The 16522-nt window shown below is 67.9% G+C and carries 15 protein-coding genes and 1 pseudogene; 10 read left to right on the top strand and 6 right to left on the bottom strand.

Annotation, left to right across the window (positions count from 1 at the left end; all coding sequences use genetic code 11):
* Positions 1 to 48 precede the first annotated feature (48 nt).
* Genes GO592_RS22970 through GO592_RS22960 form a run of 3 tightly spaced genes read right to left on the bottom strand, consistent with a single transcriptional unit; the run spans position 49 to position 1951 of the window.
* The gene (locus GO592_RS22970) at positions 49 to 408 is read right to left on the bottom strand and encodes a DUF202 domain-containing protein (protein ID WP_007299905.1); all 360 of its coding nucleotides are present in this window, start codon (positions 406 to 408) and stop codon (positions 49 to 51) included.
* 11 nt (positions 409 to 419) lie between these two features.
* Complete coding sequence (locus tag GO592_RS22965) at positions 420 to 842, bottom strand: YidH family protein (protein WP_007299906.1); 423 nt, start codon at positions 840 to 842, stop codon at positions 420 to 422.
* Entirely contained in the window at positions 806 to 1951 is a 1146-nt protein-coding gene (locus GO592_RS22960) for an MBL fold metallo-hydrolase (protein WP_007299907.1), read from the bottom strand. Before GO592_RS22960 ends, GO592_RS22965 begins: the two co-directional genes overlap by 37 nt.
* Positions 1952 to 2127: 176 nt before the next feature.
* Here GO592_RS22960 and GO592_RS22955 point away from each other — a divergent pair, with 176 nt between their 5' ends.
* From GO592_RS22955 to GO592_RS22920, 8 genes and pseudogenes are all read left to right on the top strand, one after another.
* A complete protein-coding gene (locus tag GO592_RS22955) occupies positions 2128 to 2637 on the top strand; it encodes a DsrE/DsrF/DrsH-like family protein (RefSeq protein WP_005257442.1) in 510 nt (169 codons plus the stop codon).
* A gap of 24 nt (positions 2638 to 2661) precedes the next feature.
* A complete protein-coding gene (locus GO592_RS22950) occupies positions 2662 to 2895 on the top strand; it encodes a sulfurtransferase TusA family protein (RefSeq protein ID WP_005257441.1) in 234 nt (77 codons plus the stop codon).
* Positions 2896 to 2957: 62 nt separating this feature from the next.
* Complete coding sequence (locus GO592_RS22945) at positions 2958 to 4421, top strand: 4Fe-4S dicluster domain-containing protein (protein ID WP_237720581.1); 1464 nt, start codon at positions 2958 to 2960, stop codon at positions 4419 to 4421.
* A gap of 28 nt (positions 4422 to 4449) precedes the next feature.
* Positions 4450 to 7317, top strand: a complete 2868-nt coding sequence (locus tag GO592_RS22940) for a molybdopterin-dependent oxidoreductase (RefSeq protein WP_007299909.1) — start codon at positions 4450 to 4452, stop codon at positions 7315 to 7317.
* Positions 7314 to 8468, top strand: coding sequence for an Mrp/NBP35 family ATP-binding protein (locus GO592_RS22935; protein ID WP_007299910.1), 1155 nt, complete (start codon positions 7314 to 7316; stop codon positions 8466 to 8468). Before GO592_RS22940 ends, GO592_RS22935 begins: the two co-directional genes overlap by 4 nt.
* Positions 8469 to 8743: 275 nt before the next feature.
* The gene (locus GO592_RS22930) at positions 8744 to 9037 is read left to right on the top strand and encodes a hypothetical protein (RefSeq protein WP_237720582.1); all 294 of its coding nucleotides are present in this window, start codon (positions 8744 to 8746) and stop codon (positions 9035 to 9037) included.
* 131 nt (positions 9038 to 9168) lie between these two features.
* Positions 9169 to 9499 (top strand): annotated as a pseudogene (locus tag GO592_RS46290) (fluoride efflux transporter FluC).
* A gap of 13 nt (positions 9500 to 9512) precedes the next feature.
* Positions 9513 to 10049: a universal stress protein gene (locus GO592_RS22920; protein ID WP_007299913.1), complete on the top strand. Its 537-nt coding sequence runs from the start codon at positions 9513 to 9515 to the stop codon at positions 10047 to 10049.
* 255 nt (positions 10050 to 10304) lie between these two features.
* Here the strand turns inward: GO592_RS22920 and GO592_RS22915 are convergent, their stop codons facing one another.
* The 3 genes from GO592_RS22915 to GO592_RS22905 form a co-directional block, all read right to left on the bottom strand.
* Positions 10305 to 10709, bottom strand: a complete 405-nt coding sequence (locus tag GO592_RS22915; RefSeq protein ID WP_156517401.1) for an FHA domain-containing protein — start codon at positions 10707 to 10709, stop codon at positions 10305 to 10307.
* A 437-nt stretch (positions 10710 to 11146) separates the two neighbouring features.
* Positions 11147 to 12463, bottom strand: coding sequence for an MFS transporter (locus tag GO592_RS22910; protein ID WP_007299916.1), 1317 nt, complete (start codon positions 12461 to 12463; stop codon positions 11147 to 11149).
* Positions 12460 to 13821, bottom strand: a complete 1362-nt coding sequence (locus GO592_RS22905) for an MBL fold metallo-hydrolase (RefSeq protein ID WP_007299917.1) — start codon at positions 13819 to 13821, stop codon at positions 12460 to 12462. The genes GO592_RS22910 and GO592_RS22905 overlap by 4 nt, the downstream gene beginning before the upstream one ends.
* An 89-nt stretch (positions 13822 to 13910) precedes the next feature.
* Between GO592_RS22905 and GO592_RS22900 the strand changes: the two genes are divergently transcribed.
* Positions 13911 to 14573: an ArsR/SmtB family transcription factor gene (locus tag GO592_RS22900; RefSeq protein ID WP_007299918.1), complete on the top strand. Its 663-nt coding sequence runs from the start codon at positions 13911 to 13913 to the stop codon at positions 14571 to 14573.
* An 894-nt stretch (positions 14574 to 15467) separates the two neighbouring features.
* Positions 15468 to 16514, top strand: a complete 1047-nt coding sequence (locus GO592_RS22895) for an ABC transporter permease (protein WP_007299919.1) — start codon at positions 15468 to 15470, stop codon at positions 16512 to 16514.
* Positions 16515 to 16522: the final 8 nt, after the last annotated feature.

The following is a 16522-nucleotide window of genomic DNA, read 5'->3' as shown; positions in this document are numbered from 1 at the left end:
ACCGGGCCTCGGAAGCTGATTATAGGTGCGGCCAGCGTGCCTGCTCGGTCAGGCGTCGGTGAGGAGCAGCAGCGCAAGCGCGGACACCGCGAGGACGACGGCACCGGCTGCGATGAGGCGTACGAGGCCGGGGGCCGGCGGCGGCTCACCGGCTCCCACCTTGTTCACGATCCGCACATACCGCTGTTCCGACAGCACGAGCAGTAGCAGCGCGGCCGACAGGCCGGCGAGCCCTGGAACAGCCGCCGGGAGATTGCCTGCGGCGAGGTGTAGCAGCAATGCCGACACGCCGCCGACGCCGAGGGCGGTCCGCTGCCATGCCATGGCGGTCCGCTCGGCCTGCAGGCCGACGTCGACGGCAGGTTCCTTCCTGCGGCGATGCGGCAGCAGCCGACCGGTCAGGGTCATCGCTGCGACCTTCAGGTCTCGACGAGGTCGACGACGATCAGCACCAGCGCCGCCAGGGCTCCCAGTGCGAGCATCGCGGCCACCAGCCTCGGCATCGGCGAGTAGGGCAGCTGTTCGCCGAGCCGCATGGCGCGTTCGTTGCGTTCCCAGTGGGTGTACGACACGGCGCTGAGTGCGCCGCCGAGGCTGATCAGCACGAAGCCCAGTCCGTGGCGGATCGCCGTGGGGCCGGGCACGAACTGTGCGACGGCAACCCCGGCTGCCATCAGGGCCAGTGCGGTGCGGACCCAGGCCAGGAAGGTGCGTTCGTTGGCGAGGGTGAACCGGTAGTCGGGATGCTCGCCGACCTCGTGCAGTGGGGTTTTCCCGGGGCGGGCCGGCCGGCGGGGAGAGCTGGTCACGATGTCCCCGTCAGTGAGGTCGACGCCGCGCACTGATTGCGCCCGACGTCGAGGACCTCGATCTCGTCGTCCCCGGGGGTGATCTGTCCGGCGTTCACGCGGCGGATCGTGTCGTAGGCCTGCGGCGCTGCGGGTAGGGAGCTCACGATCTGCTCGACGAATCGTTCGATGGCCCGCTCGTTGAGCAAGGTGGCGGTGAAGACCTCTTCGATGGTGGTGGTGACGAGTCCGTCGGCGTTGATCTCTTCGCTTGTGGACCAGTGCGCCGGGGCAATGATCGTGCGTGGATCGAGAGGTCGAAGTCGCTCGTGCACGCTGCGGAAGAGATCGCGGGCGAGTTCCTCGGCCTGACCGGTCAGGTCGGGCCGTCCGAGCCCGCGAACGAAGACGGTGTCCCCCACGAGCAGTACGGTCTCGCTGACCAACAGCGCGGTGGTGCCGGGGGTATGTCCCGGCAGGTGCATCGTCATGGCGCGGACCACGGCGGAGCCGAGGTCGAGCTGGTCGCCGTCTTTGAGGGGCCGGTTGGGAAACGGGACGATGCCACCGGCGTCCTCCGGCGGCAGGTGGTATTCGGCGCCGAGCCGGGCGGCGACGGCGGGGCCACCGCTGATGTGGTCGGCATGGACGTGGGTGTCCACGACGTGTGTGACGGCCATGTCGTTAACCTGTGCGAGCTCCAGGTAAGCGTCGGGAGACCGGGTGGGGTCGACGATGACGGCGTTGCCGCCGGGAACTCCGACGAGGTAGGACAGGCACGCCTTCGCGGGTCGCTGGAACTGCCACACCCGCACGTCCCCGGGCAATCCGGTGATCTCGATGGGGACGAGAAGCCGGTTCCAGGCGTCGGTTCCGCCCGCCAGGGAGCGGGTGCGCACTCCGAGGGCCTCGAACTCTTCGGCGACCAGTTCGGAGCCGTTTCCCTGCCCGCAGACGATCACCGCACCCTCGCGGGTGGCGGCGGCCTGCTCCTCGAGTTCCTCCATCACCCGGTACACCGGGACGTGGCGGGTGAGGACGGGCCGCGGGCCTTCCACCTTGCCGGCCCGGAAGTCGTCGGTGCTGCGGACGTCGAGGATCTCGGTGACGGTGCCGGCCTGGATCTCGCGAAACAGTTCCGTCGAGGTGATGGTGTCAGCCACGTGTCCTCCCAAGGTGCACGGATGTCGGGTGGTCTTCCACGTATTCGATACGACGCGAAGAGGCATCTTGCAGTATGCGCATATACGAATGTAGTGTTTTAGATCACAGTTAGCAATGTCTGCGCGAAGGCCCTCACGAGGTCTCCTGGGCAGCCAGCCGAGAAAGGGGCCGGCGCATGTCCGACAGCCCGCAGCACGATGACGATGTCATCCCGGAGAGCATGACGATCGTGGCCTGGAGTGGTGACCTGGACAAAATGTGGCCGACGCTGATCCTGGGGTCGACCGGTGCCGCGTACGGCATGTCCACCACGATTTTCTTCACGTTCTGGGGGCTCTTCCCGCTGGTGCGTGACGACGTCAGGATCACCGGCACCAACGCGATGACCAAGGCACTGGCAGGGATGAACCGGCCGGGGATGAGCCACATGAAGCTGTCCAAACTTCACATGGCCGGCGCCGGTCCATGGATGTTGAAGAAGCTGGCGCGGGGCCAGAATGTGGCCCTTCCGACGGACCTGGTGCAGATGTGCACGGAGCTGGGCGTGAACCTGTGGCCGTGCGAGATGAGCATGGAGTTGCTCGGCCTCCGCCGCGACCAGCTCATCGACGGTGTCGGCGAGCCCGTCGGTGCCGCCACCGCGCTGTCCGCGATGAGTAAGTCCCAGATCAACCTCTTCATCTGACCCGCCGCATTCAGGGAGCCCGCCGTGAATTATCAGATCGACGTCACTATCGACGCCAAGGGCCAGAAGTGCCCGATGCCGGTGCTCCTCGCCTCGCGTGCGGCCCGGAAACTCGCGTCCGGGCAGATCTTGCTCGTCGAGGCCACCGACGGCGGGTCGAGGACCGACATCCCGTCGTGGGCGAAGGACACCGGGAACGAACTGTTGGAGCGCACCAGCGAAGACGGCGTCTACCGCTACATCATCCGGAAGAAGTGAGGTCGGTGCGCTACGGCTTCGCCATTGACCAACGCACCTGCATCGGCTGTCACGCGTGCACGGTGGCGTGTAAGACCGAGCACGAGGTGCCGGTCGGGCAGTTCCGCACCTGGGTGAAGTACGTCGACACCGGCGAGTTCCCGGACACCACCCGCTCCTTCGGGGTGATGCGCTGCAACCACTGCACCGACGCCCCGTGCGTAAAGATCTGCCCCACTCAGGCACTGTTCAAGCGCGACGACGGCATCGTCGACTTCGACAACGAGCGCTGCATCGGCTGCAAGAGCTGCATGCAGGCTTGTCCCTACGACGCCCTCTACATCGACGACAACACCCACACCGCAGCCAAGTGCAACCTGTGCGCGCATCGGATCGACAACGACATGGAGCCCGCCTGCGTGGTGGTCTGCCCCACCCACTCGATCTGGGTCGGCGACCTCGACGACCCGACGAGCGGCATCGCCGGCTTGATCAGCACCCACGAGACCGCGGTGCGCTCCCCGGAGCAGAACACCGGGCCCAACGTCTTCTACCTCGGCGCCGACCGCGCCGTCCTCGACCCGCTGGCCGCACCGGTCGCCGACACCTACCTGTGGGCGAAGCCGGACGCGCAGCGCCTCGCGACCGCGGGCGATCTGCCCGGCGACCCCACCACCCGGGCGCGCACCACGCTGAACACCGCGCACCCTCGGCCGTGGGGGTGGCGGGTGACGACGTACCTGTGGACCAAGGCCGTGGCGGCCGGCGCGCTGGCCATCGCCGGGTTGGCCCACCTCCTCGGCGTCGACCTGGGCTGGCTCGGCGCTTACGGCGCCCCCGCCGTCGCCCTTCTCGGCGCTACCGTCACCGGGGCCCTGCTGATCTGGGACCTCAAGCGTCCCGAGCGGTTCCTTTACATCTTCCTCAGGTCCAACTGGACCTCATGGCTCGTCTGGGGCGCCTACGCCCTGGCCGCCTTCGCCGGCGGTGCGGTCCTGTGGATCCTCGCCGCCCTCCTCGAGATCGGCTGGGCCCAGACCGTGCTGGCCTGGCTCGCCATCCCGTTCGGCGCGCTCGTCGCCGGCTACACCGGCTTCCTCTTCGGGCAGGCCGAGGGCCGCGACCTGTGGCAGTCGCCGCTGCTGTTCTGGCACCTGCTCGTGCAGGCTGGAATGGTCGGCACCGGGGCCCTCCTCGTCATGGCCCCGTTCGCGGACCTCGCCAGTGGCGCAATCGCTTTCCTCACGCGCGCGTTCGTGCTCTCGACGGGCCTGCACCTGATGATGCTGGGCATCGAGTACTCCAGCAGGCACGCCAGCCGCCAGGCGTCCGTGGCCGCGCACATCATCACGCACGGCCGCTACGCGCGACTGTTCTGGTTGGGAGCCATAGCCCCGGCGGTGCTGGCGGCCGCGCTGGCCGCGCCCGCGTGGACCGGGTCCGGCAGTGCCGTGTTCCTCGTCCTGGCGGGCATGCTGGCCCAGGTCGCTCTCCTGGACTACGAGACTGCCTTCGTCCGGGCGGGCCAGGACCCGCCCCTCTCGTGAACGAACGACCACGCCGAAGGGACCAGCCATGACTGCCGAGACGAACCGCACACCGGCATCGCCGGCGATGCCGGGCGAACGCACGCACGAACGGCTGCGGAACTTCCCGCCGGTCGAGAACTGGGACCACCACATCGAATACGACGCCAAGGCGCACCCGCGCAAGGTGCCACACGAGTACATGCTGGTGCCCACCACGTGCTTCAACTGCGAGTCGGCCTGCGGACTGCTCGCCTACGTGGACAAGTCGGACATGTCCATCAAGAGGGTGGAGGGCAACCCCGCCCACCCGGGCTCGCGAGGGCGCAACTGCGCCAAGGGTCCCGCGACGATCAACCAGGTCAACGACCCCGAGCGGATCCTGCACCCGCTCAAGCGCGTCGGCACGCGCGGCAGCGGCCGGTGGGATCGGGTCAGCTGGGACGACGCGCTCGACGACATCGCGGCCCGGATCCGGGCCGCCATCGTCGAGGACCGCCGGGACGAGGTCATGTACCACGTCGGGCGGCCCGGCGAGGACGGCTTCGCCGAACGGTTCCTGCTGGCGTGGGGCGTAGACGGGCACAACAGCCACACGAACATCTGTTCCGCCGGCGCGCGGCTCGGCTACTCGCTCTGGGGCGGCTACGACCGGCCCTCGCCGGACTATGCGAACGCGAAGGTGATCCTGCTGATTTCGAGTCATCTCGAGGCCGGGCACTACTTCAACCCGCACGCGCAACGGATCATGGAGGGCAAGATCGAGGGCGGAGCCACGGTCGTCGTGCTCGATCCGCGGCTGTCGAACACGGCCTCCCACGCCGACCTCTGGATTGCCCCGTGGCCAGGAAGCGAGGCCGCGATCCTGCTGGCCGTCGCGGCGTACCTGCTCCGAACCGGCCAGATCGACCGGGCATTCATCCGTCGCTGGGTGAACTGGTCGACGTACATGACACGCCGCCACCCCGAGCACCCTGCCGACGACTTCGACCAGTTCATCCGCGCGTTGACCGAGGACTACGCCGGATACACCTTCGCATACGCGGCGCAGGAGGCGCAGGTGCCCGAGGAGCAGATTGCCGAGCTAGCCCGGATCGTCGCCACCGCCGGCAGAGCACTGTCGGCACACGTCTGGCGCGCCGCGGCGTCCGGCAACCTCGGCGGGTGGCAGGTGTCGCGGGCCCTGTTCTTCCTCAACGTGCTCACCGGCAGCGTCGGCACCAAGGGCGGCACCAGCCCCAACGGCTGGGACAAGATCATCGCCCACGGCCCCAACGTCCCCGAGGGACACCAGTCGTGGAACGAGATGATCTGGCCGGCGGAGTTCCCACTGTCGACCAACGAGATGTCGATCCTGCTGCCTCACCTGCTCGAGGACGGCCGCGGGAAGCTGTCGATGTACTTCTCCCGCGTCTACAACCCGGTGTGGACCAACCCCGACGGCTTCAGCTGGCTGAAGGCCCTGACCGACGAACAGCTCGTCGGCTGCCACGTCGCACTCACCCCGACGTGGTCGGAGACGGCGACGTTCGCGGACTACGTCCTGCCGATGGGGCACAGCACCGAACGGCACGACACCCAGTCCTACGAGCAGTACGCCGGCAAGTGGCTCGGATTCCGCCAGCCGGTCACCCGGGTGGCCCTGGAGAAGATGGGCCGGCTCGTGTCCGACTCCCGTGAATCCAACCCGGGGGAGGTGTGGGAGGAGAACGAATTCTGGTTCGAGCTGTCCTGGCGCATCGACCCCGACGGCAGCCTCGGCATCCGGAAGTACTTCGAGTCGCCGTACCGGCCGGGCGAGAAGGTCGCCGTCGACGAGTACTACCGCTGGGTCTTCGAGAACAGCGTGCCCGGCCTGCCACAAGCTGCCGCCGGCCAGGGGCTGACCCCCCTGCAATACATGCGAAAGTACGGCGTCTTCGAGGTCACCAAGGATGCCTATCGACTCGACGAGCGGCCACTGTCGGACGCCGAAATCGAAGGGGCGACCCCGGACGGCAACGGTGTGCTCCGCAAACCCGTCACCCTCGATTCGACCCCGCCGCTGGTCGGGGAGGCGGGTGCGGTGGGAGTCGTCCACGCGGACGGCAGCAGGACCGCCGGCTGGCTCACGCCGTCGCGCAAACTCGAGCTGTTCAGCGACACCATGGTCGACTTCGGGTGGGAGGAGTACGCCACACCCGGCTACATCGAGTCCCACGTCAGCTACCGCTCGATCGACCAGGCCAACAACGAGATTGTGCTGATGCCGACCTTCCGGCTCCCGACCCTGGTCCACACGCGATCAGGTAATGCCAAGTACCTCAACGAGATCAGCAACACCCATCCCCTGTGGATGAACAGCGTGGACGCCGGGCGCTTCGGGGTCGGCACGGGCGATCTGGTCCGGGTCAACACCGAGATCGGCTACTTCGTGGCCCGCGTCTGGTCCACCGAGGCGATCCGCCCCGGTGTCATGGGGCTCTCCCACCACATGGGGCGGTGGCGCACGTCCGAGAACGCGGGATCCCGGTGGGTGATGGGCCTGGTCGACCTCGGCAACGACGGCAACGGGGTGTGGAGGCTGCGCTACAAGGAAGGGGTGAAGCCGTTCCACAGTGACGACCCGGACAGCGACCGGATCTACTGGGACGACCCCGGCGTGCACCAGAACCTCGCATTCGCCGTGCATCCAGACCCGGTCTCGGGCATGCACTGCTGGCACCAGAAGGTGCGCGTCGAGAGAGCCCACGCGGACGACCGGTACGGCGATGTGGTGGTGGACACGCAGCGGTCCCGTGAGGTGTACCGCGCCTGGATGGACAACACCCGTCCCGGACCGAGCCGGTCCGGGCTGCGCCGTCCAGAGTTCATGATGCGTCCGGTCAAACCCCGCCGACGCGCCTTTCGATCGCCCGATGCGGAGGAGCGAGCATGAGCCTGTTGTCGCGGAGGCGTGCCGACGCGAAGGTCGATCCGGCCGACGTGCGCACCGCACTGGCACGCGTCGAGGATCCCGAGCTGCACCTGCCCCTCGAGGAGGCCGGGATGCTCGGCGAGGTGGAAGTCGACCGCTCCGGCGTCGCGCGGGTGACTGTCCGGCTCACGACGCCCTCATGCCCACTGAAGGAGACCCTCACCACCGACGTCACCGCGGCAGTCCGCGCCATCGCCGGCGTCTCCGGCGTCGAGGTCGCCTTCGCGGCGATGGGCGAGGGCGAGCGTATGCGGCTCGCCGCACGCCTTCGCGGCGCCGGGCCACGGGGCGCCAACTCGTTCGGACTGGGTTCGGCAACCCAGGTGTATGCCGTGGCCTCCGGCAAGGGTGGCGTGGGTAAGTCCACGATCACGGCCAACCTTGCGGTGGCCCTGGTCCGGCAGGGGAAGCGGGTCGGCATTCTCGACGCCGACGTCTGGGGATACTCCATCCCGCACCTGTTCGGGGTGCGCCGAGCGCCGGTCGCGCTGAAGGGACTGATGCTGCCCGTCGAGGCCTTCGGGGTCGCGTTGATGTCGGTGGGGTTCTTCGTCCGGGACGACGAGCCGGTCGTCTGGCGTGGCCCGATGCTGCACAAGGCAATCGAGCAGTTCTTGGACGATGTGTACTGGGGTGAACTCGATGTCTTGCTCATCGACCTCCCACCCGGCACCGGCGACGTGACACTCTCGCTGCTCGAGCTCGTGCCCGACGCAGCACTCATCGTCGTCACCACACCGCAGCCGGCGGCCCAGACCGTCGCCCAGCGGGTCGGCCGGATCGCCCGCGACTCACGGATGCCGGTCGCCGGCGTCGTGGAGAACATGTCCGCGATGATCTGCTCGTCGTGCCACGAGAGCACGGCGCTGTTCGGCGCCGGAGGCGGTCAGCGTCTCGCCGAGGCCATCGCCGCACCCCTCCTGGGGCAGGTGCCACTCGACATCGAACTGCGCGAAGCGGGCGACGCCGGGGTCCCGGCGATGATCGCGGCCCCGCAGGCCGCCTCCGTCACACAGATCCGGCAGATCGCGACATCCCTGCCGATCCTGCGGCGAAGTCTCGTCGGCCGGTCCCTCCCGTTGACCGTCCCGCCCGGCGGACACCCCGACTGACGACCCAGTGCACGATCTCGCCCCCCCGAAAACCGGTGGACGATCAGTTGTGCGCCACGGCGGAAAGGTCCCGCAGCCAGAAGACCTGGTTGGCATCGACCGAGCACACGCGCTCCGGTCCGGCGACTGGCGCGCCCGCCGAAAACGCAGCGAGAGAGGTGGTTTGAGATGCTCCACACCAGCTCGAGAACCCCGGGACCGGGCGATTTCTGTGCACCAGCCCTGGGCGGGTGGCGATCGCGGGGGACCGGCACGCCAACACGGCATACGGTGTCGTGGCCATCGCACATGCGGCGAAACGCAACGCCGACGTCCTGATCCACCTCGGGGACTTCGGCTACGCGTTCACCTATTCCTATCTCGAGGTGCTCGACCGTGCGCTCGACGATCGACTTGGACGGGTCACCGACGTCGCCAAACCTGCGCACCCCCGAGCCGAAGAGCTGACAGAGCGGGCCGGGACTGGCCAATCCGCATCACACCAGGGACGCAGGGAGGCTTCTGGTCGTACTGATCCAGACGCCTCATTCCAGCAGGCTGTGCCTTGCCCGACATCGGTCGAGGATTGAGACTGGCCAGCAGCGCGGGGTTGACCGCGTCTGGTGGCCACCACCGCGGGAATTGCGATCGGCGCGCACCTTCAGTCACGGCGCAGGAGGCGACGCGATGATGGTGTGGTGGATCGAGTGCGCCGGCAGCGATCGGAGCGATCGCCGGATTCGGTGTGGATGGGGCGATCAAACACCGGCGGACGTCGGAGTTTCCGTGGGCGACGGCGATCGTCAACGTGACCGGCGCTGCTCCTCGGGTTCGTAGCCGGGTTGGTTCTCTTTTCACGATGTCTTGCCGGAAGTTCAGCTGATCGTGGGTGTCGGGTTCTGCGGCGGGTACACGACCTTCAGCACCGCCAGTTTCGAGACCGTGCGGCTGATCCCAGCCCGCGGTACGCCACCCGGCGTCGCGCGGTCGGCACCCTGCTGGTGACCGTCGTCGCCGGCAGTGCCAGTCTCGCCCTGGCTGATGGGGTGTGAGGAGAAGACGACCATGACCAATAACGACAACCACCCGACGCGGGAGACGCTGCGGGACTGGCGCACCCCGCTGCGTGTCGACGGTCCCGCGACCTCCACTCCGGTGGTGTGCCATCTGGTGGTCGGCTTCGACCGGCACCCGGCCAGCCACGCCGCCCTGACCCACGCGATGGACCTCGCGGGCCGACTCAATGCTTTTCTGCACGTCGCGCACATCGTCGACATCGACGACATGCCCGTCGAACCCGACCGGGACGACTGGGAACAGCGGTTCGCCGACACCGTCGAACAAGAACGCCGGGAGGCCTGCACCATGCTGGCCGCGCTGCCCGGCAACTGGGCCTACTACTCGCGGGAAGGGAATCCGGCGCAACTGTTGACCACGATCGCCGAAGCGAACGATGCCCTGATGATCATCATCGGCACCTCCCGGGGCGGCGCAATGTCCCTGTTCGAGCGCTTTCTCGGCGAATCGGTGTCCTCGAAACTCGTCCACCACGCCCGCCGACCCGTCCTGTTGGTCCCCGCCCCCCGCAAGGAGCAGGGGTGACACCGCACTACCCCGCCGCCGGGGACCTCCGCACCGCCGGGGGAACGCCAGATCTCGCAAGCGCTGCCGTCGATGGGTGCGTGGCGGTTCGTGGTCGCGTTCGGTACGCTCAGCCTGCTCGCGGACGGCCCACGACCAGATCGGTGCCCTGATCGGTCCGCTGACCGTTGCAGCGGTCTTCATGATCAGCGGCGGGCACTACGGCCCGCCGCTCGGGGTGTGGCGATTCCCGGGCGTCGCCGTTACGGTCGGCTGTCACATCGACGACGCGGCGGGTAGTCGAAAGAGCATGCGAAAAACTCCGATCTGAACCTCGTCGCCGTCCACCAGTCCGGCGCAATCGACGGGCTGCCGGTTCAGATAAGTTCCGTTGAGAGAGCCGGCATCACACAGGGTGAACGTTGCATCGTCCCGGCGGATTTCGGCATGCCGACGCGAGACGGTTCCGTGGCCGAGCACGATCTCCGACCTGGGATGGCTGCCGAGCACGGTGATGTCGCGGTCGACGGCAAGGGATGCACCCTTTGCCGGCCCAGGGCCCCGGGTCACGACCAACTGCGGGGCACCGCCACCCCGATCGTCCGGAAGACACGTACGCGGCAGGTCGTCGGTCAGCTTCATCATCGTCACCTCGATCAACATCTCCCAAAATACCCCCATGGGTATATATAGATCAACCGGGATAGGTGCTAGGACATTCCCGTGGCGCCCACCTCACCCTCGACGGACGAGACGGCGGTGAATCGGGTTCCCCGGATGATGAACGAGGCACTTCCCGAACCTGCCGGACTTCCTACAACCCGGGGCGCCGGGTTGGCGTGACACAGCGAGGCGCCGTTAGTGTCCCGAATCGTTGATTCGAACGCAGTAATGCGCAATCGATTCGAGGATCTGGTCCGCGATCTTGACCCACACGTAGGCGGCGCACGTCCTCGCCACACGGACGGGCGGTCATGCTCACCTGGTGCATTCGATTACCGCGGTGCAGACGAGCCGTGCGCTCGCGACCCTGCTGCTCATGCCGACTGCACTCGGGAGCTGGCCAGGCGCCGGTCCTTGTATGGGCTGCCGCCGCAGCGCATTCCCCCGGGATGCGATCAACCCCTCGGCGCACGCTGCGTGCTCGTGTTGATGGGTCGGGGGTGGGTTTCGTACATGCGGACCGCGACGGCCAGGGCCGAAGCGGCACTGACGGCGGCGGCACCCCACACCGCGGCGTGCAGTCCCATCAGGTCGGCGACGATGCCGCCGAGGATCGCGCCGACGGCGTAGCCGCTGTCGCGCCAGACCCGGTAGATCCCGACGGCGCGGCCGCGCCAGGCCGGGTGGGCGACGTCGCCGATCACGGCGAGCAGGGTGGGGTAGACCATGGCGGTGCCGGCCCCGAGCAGCACCGTGCCGGCCGCCCACCCGCTGAAGCCGTGGGAGGCGGCGATCAGCGCCAGGGCTGCGGCTTGCAGGGTCATGCCGGCGGTGATCAGGTGCTTGCGGCCGATCCGGTCCGAAAGGGCGCCGGTGACCAATTGTCCGGCGCCCCATACGCCGGGATAGAGGGCGAAGAGCACACCGATCTGCCCGGCGCCCAGGTCGGCGGTGGCGAACAGCAGGGGGAACAGGCCCCAGGAGAGCCCGAAGTTGAGGTTGTTGACCAGCCCGGCCTGACTCGCCGAGGACAGGGCGGGTTCGGTGAAACTGGTTGCCGCAGCGATTTGCCGGTTGGTCAGATCCGCGTGCAGGTGATCGTGCATTCCGTCCGCACGCGGGGTGTGCTGGGTGGCTTCCAGCCGCGCGTGGTCGCGGGTTTCGCGGATGAATACCCCGGACAGCAGCAGGGCCAGCGCGGTGTAGGCGAGTCCGAGCAGGAACGGGGCCGGTCGTAGCCCGTACTGGTCGGCGAGGTAGCCGGCCATCAGCGAGCTGACGGCCACCGCGCCGTAGCCGGCGGCCTCGTTCAGTCCCATCGCCAGGCCGCGGCGGGCGGGGCCGACCAGGTCGATCTTCATCACCACGGTGGTCGACCAGGTCAGGCCCTGGTTGATGCCCAGCAGCACGTTGGCGGCCACGACCCACCACCAGTTGGGGGCGGCGATGAGCATCAGCGGGACGGGGATGGCGAACAGCCAGCCCACCAGCAGCACCGGCTTGCGGCCGAAGCGATCGGCCGAGGTTCCGGCGAAGTAGTTGGCGGCGGCCTTGGTGATTCCGAACGCGGCTACGTAGGTGAAGATGAAGGAGTAGCTGGTCAGCCCGAATTCGCCTGAGGCGAGCAGCGGCAGCACGGTCTGCTGCTGGCCGACCATGCCACCGACAAGGGCGTTGACCGCGACGAGCAGGCTGAACTGGGCGAGGTTGGGGCCCAGGCCGAGTCGGATCGGCCGGGGCGAGGTGGTGCTCCTGCGACGGTCTCTGCTCATGCGCCGGTCTCGAGGGTGCGCCCGGTCGCGTGGGCCCAGTCGTCGGGACCGCCCTCGAGCACCGTCAGCTGTCGGTGGCCTGCGCGTTCGAGCAGGCTGGCGGCGCCCATCGCGCGTTCGCCGTGCCCGCACATCACCACGGTGGGCTCGCGGGGCAGGTCGTCGACCCGGCCCGGGAGGGCGCCGAGTTCGATGTGGATGGCGCCGGGCAAGTGCCCGGCCAGGTATTCGGGGCGTTGACGGATGTCGAGGACCCGGACATTGCCGACCCCGTCGGGGCCGGTCAGCGCCGTGGCGGCCACCGCGAGTTCGGCGGCGGTCCAGGCGGCGAGGCCGCCGTCGAGTTCACCGATCAGATTGTCGTACCCGATCTTCATTGCTTGCCAGACGATCTCGTCCACGTCCTGGTCTTGGTCGCGGACGATGATCAGGGGCCGGTCGGCCGGGGCGAGCCAGCCCAGCCAGCTGGCGAAGACCGGCCGCAGCGGGATCGACACCGCACCGGGGATGTGTTCGGCCGCGAACCGGGCCAGCGCGCGCACATCGATCAGGGCGGCGCCCCCGGCCAACTGGGCGCGGACGGTGTCGACGGTCAGCGCCGGCAGCACCGGATCCTGGTCGAGGAGTGGAGGACCGAGTCGGTTGACCTCCCCGAGTCGGCGGAAGTACGACGGATAGCTGCCCAGCGATCCCAGCAGTTGGTCGACGAACGCGTCCTCGTCGCGGGCGGCGAGCAACGGGTTGGTGGCGCGTTCGCGGGCGATGGTGCTGGTGCGTTCGGCGCCGGGCGGGGCCGAGCAGAACGAGCCCGCCCCGTGCGTGGGCCACACCGCCACCTCGCCGGGTAGCGCGGCGAGACGGCGCAGGGAGGCGTACTGGGCGCGGGTGAGGGCCTCGGTGCGCTCCGGAGAGATCAGGTCGGTACGGGCGGCAGAGCCGACCAGCAGCGAGCCGCCGGTGAACACCCCGACCTCCTTCTCGCCGTCGAGGAGCAGGTAACAGAGGTGTTCGTGGGTGTGCCCGGGCGTCATCAGGGCCCGCAGCCGCAGCCCGCCCAGGTCCACCTCGTCGCCGTCGCGCAGCCCGGTATGGGGAAACTCCCGGTCCCCGGCGGCGGAGGCCAGCACTCGCGTCCCGCCGGTGGCGCCGAGCTGGTGGGCGCCGGAAAGGAAGTCGGCGTGCAGGTGGGTGTCGGCGGCGAACGCGACGGTCAACCCGCGGCGCGCGGCCGCGGCGTGCACGGCCCGCAGGTCTCGGCTGACGTCGACCACCAACGCCCGCCCGTCGCCCAGGTCCACCAGATACGCGGAGTTGCCGAGCCCCTCGTCGACGAGCGGCACCAGATCGATCCCGGCCATGGCCTTCTCCCTGCCTCGGCTCCGTGGGCGTCCCGGGCGGAACACCCGATCCATGTTCTACACTATTCCAAAGATGATTGGAGAATGCCATGGGTGATCGGATCGCGAAGACCGAACTGTTCGAACAGTTCGCCCGCGTCGGCAAGGCGCTCAGCAGCGGCAAGCGGCTCGAACTGCTGGATCTGCTCGCCCAGGGCGAACGCACCGTCGACGCCCTTGCCCGCGCCTGCGAGCTGGGGCTGACCACCGCGTCCGCGCATCTGCAGACCCTCAAGCAGGCCAACCTGGTCGCCACCCGCCGCGAGGGCACCAAGGTGTTCTACCGGCTCGCCGGCGAGGACGTGGCGCAGCTGTTCGCACTGGTCCGTACGGTCGCCAACGAACACCTGCCCGATGTCGAGGCCGCCCGCACCGCGTATCTCGGCCCGGCCGACACCGAACACGTCAGCAAGGACCAGCTGCTCGAGCGGGCCCGGTCGGGGAAGGTGACGGTGCTCGACGTGCGCCCCCGCGAGGAATACCAAGCCGGGCACATCCCCGGGGCGGTGTCGATTCCGTTGGACGAGTTGGCCGATCACCTGGCCGACCTGCCGCCGGATCAGGAGATCGTCGCCTACTGCCGCGGCGCCTACTGCGTGCTCGCCCACGACGCGGTCCGGCTGCTGACCGACCACGGCCGCCGCGCAGCGCGGCTGACCGACGGCATGCTCGAGTGGCGGCTGGCGGCCCTGCCCGTCGACTCCCTGACCTGACCACAAACCCGGCTGTCCCGTGTGAGCTCACGCCGGATCCGTCTTTCACGACGACGACGTTCCTGCGGCGACTGTTGCGGTGAATTTGATGGACTCGCTCGACACCCGGGAGCGAAGCGCCGGAGCGCGGGTGCCAGGGGAGTTGCTCGATGACATCCGGTGAGACGCGGCCGGAGTGGGCGCTGGAGGCACCGGTCGGTGGATGGGGCCGCCGTGGCCGCAGGCCGCCGAGATCGCTCGGGAGATTCCCGCCGAGCAGTGGACGCTGATCGGTGGCTGATGGTTCAGCTTCACGCAGTCCGCGGGTGTGCCGCAGACCAGAGCGACGGGTCGATGTCGACATGGTTCTGCATATCGAGACCGGTGCCACAATGTTCGGTGGTGTCCGCGCCCGACTCGAGCAGCTCGGGTCGGACAGGTGCAGCGCGACGGCATCGGCCTTGAACTCCGCCGAGTACGCCTTCATGACCATTAGCGACATCTCTTCCTCTGGGTGCTTCACGACCCAGTGCTCACGATGTCCTCGTTCAGGGGAAACCCCCCGACAAGACTTCACCCAAATCTCGCAGCCGGTCTGGTCCGAGGCCGGCCGCGGGTTGCCGACCGCCTCGTGGCCGCAGCAGTCGATGCGGAGCGCACGGCACAGATCGGAGCACCGGATAGGTGGCGCAGTCGAATGCGGGCGAGGGCGGCGTCGGAGCTGTCGACGGCGACGGTCACTCCGGTGATGCGTCGCGGGCCCTCTGACCGTGATCTTCACCAGTACGGAGCCGCGACGCCTGGCTTCGCCGCGCCCATTGACAGTGCTCATCAAGGCGGCATAGCGTTGAATTCATTATTCAATGAATTCATGGATAAGCCTGTATCTCAGGTTCGGGAGTGCTCATGCGGGCAATGATCATCAAGGAATTTCGTGAGCTACGGCGAGACCGACGCACCCTCGCCATGCTCGTCGCGCTGCCGCTGTTGTTGCTAGTCGTCTTCGGATTCGCCGCGAACTTCACCATCACGACACTCGAAACGGCAATCGTCGGACCGAACGCAAACACGGTGGCGGACCGCCTCGCGGCCGACCCGCAGGTGGCGCAGGTACTGCACATCGACACCGTCGATTCTGCGGGTACTGACGCGACGGCGCGCACGGCACTGCGCGACGACGTTTCCGACCTAGCGATCGTCACCGGGGCAGGGAAGCCGATCGTGTATATCGACGGGTCCAATCTCTTCGCCGCACAAGCGGCCAAGATTGTCGTCGCGCGAATGGGTCCCACCGTCGATTCCGAGGTCCTGTACAACCCCGACCTGAAAACATCATGGGTGATGGTGCCAGCAATCATCGGACTTATCCTCACCTTCATCGGCACCATCATTACCAGCATCGGTCTGGTCAAAGAGCGTGAGGCGGGCACACTGGAACAGCTTGCCGTGATGCCCTTTTCGCCAGCCGCGGTGATCTCCGGGAAGATTGCACCCTATTTTCTGCTGGCCGCAGTCGACATGGTGGCGGTGACTCTGCTCGGCATCTGGATCTTCTCGGTACCGTTCAACGGCAACGCACTGATCTTCGCGCTCGGGGCGGCGATCTTCTTGTTCGCGGTACTCGGTCTGGGGGTGTTCATCTCCACGATCTCCAAGACCACCGGCCAAGCGATCCAGGCAGCGATGATGGTGCTGCTGCCTCAGGTCCTGCTGTCCGGCATGATCTTTCCTCTCAGCGCCATGGCCCCGGGCGTCCGCTGGATCGGGTACCTGCTTCCACTGACGTACTTCACGAAGATCTCGCAGGGGGTGATGCTGCGTGGGGCCGGTATGAGCACCTTGTGGATCCCGATTGCTGTGTTGACCGCGATGGCACTGTTGATCTTCGGGGCGGCGGTGTTCCGGCTGAAGCGGTCGATTGCACCGAGGGGTAAGGCGGTGGTACGCAGTGGCCTCACGTGACCGTGCTT

This window comes from Rhodococcus sp. 21391, from assembly GCF_016772255.1.
GTDB classification, from domain to species: domain Bacteria; phylum Actinomycetota; class Actinomycetes; order Mycobacteriales; family Mycobacteriaceae; genus Rhodococcus_F; species Rhodococcus_F opacus.
Note: the sequence above shows the minus strand (reverse complement) of the source record. Positions and strands in the feature narration are given on the sequence as shown.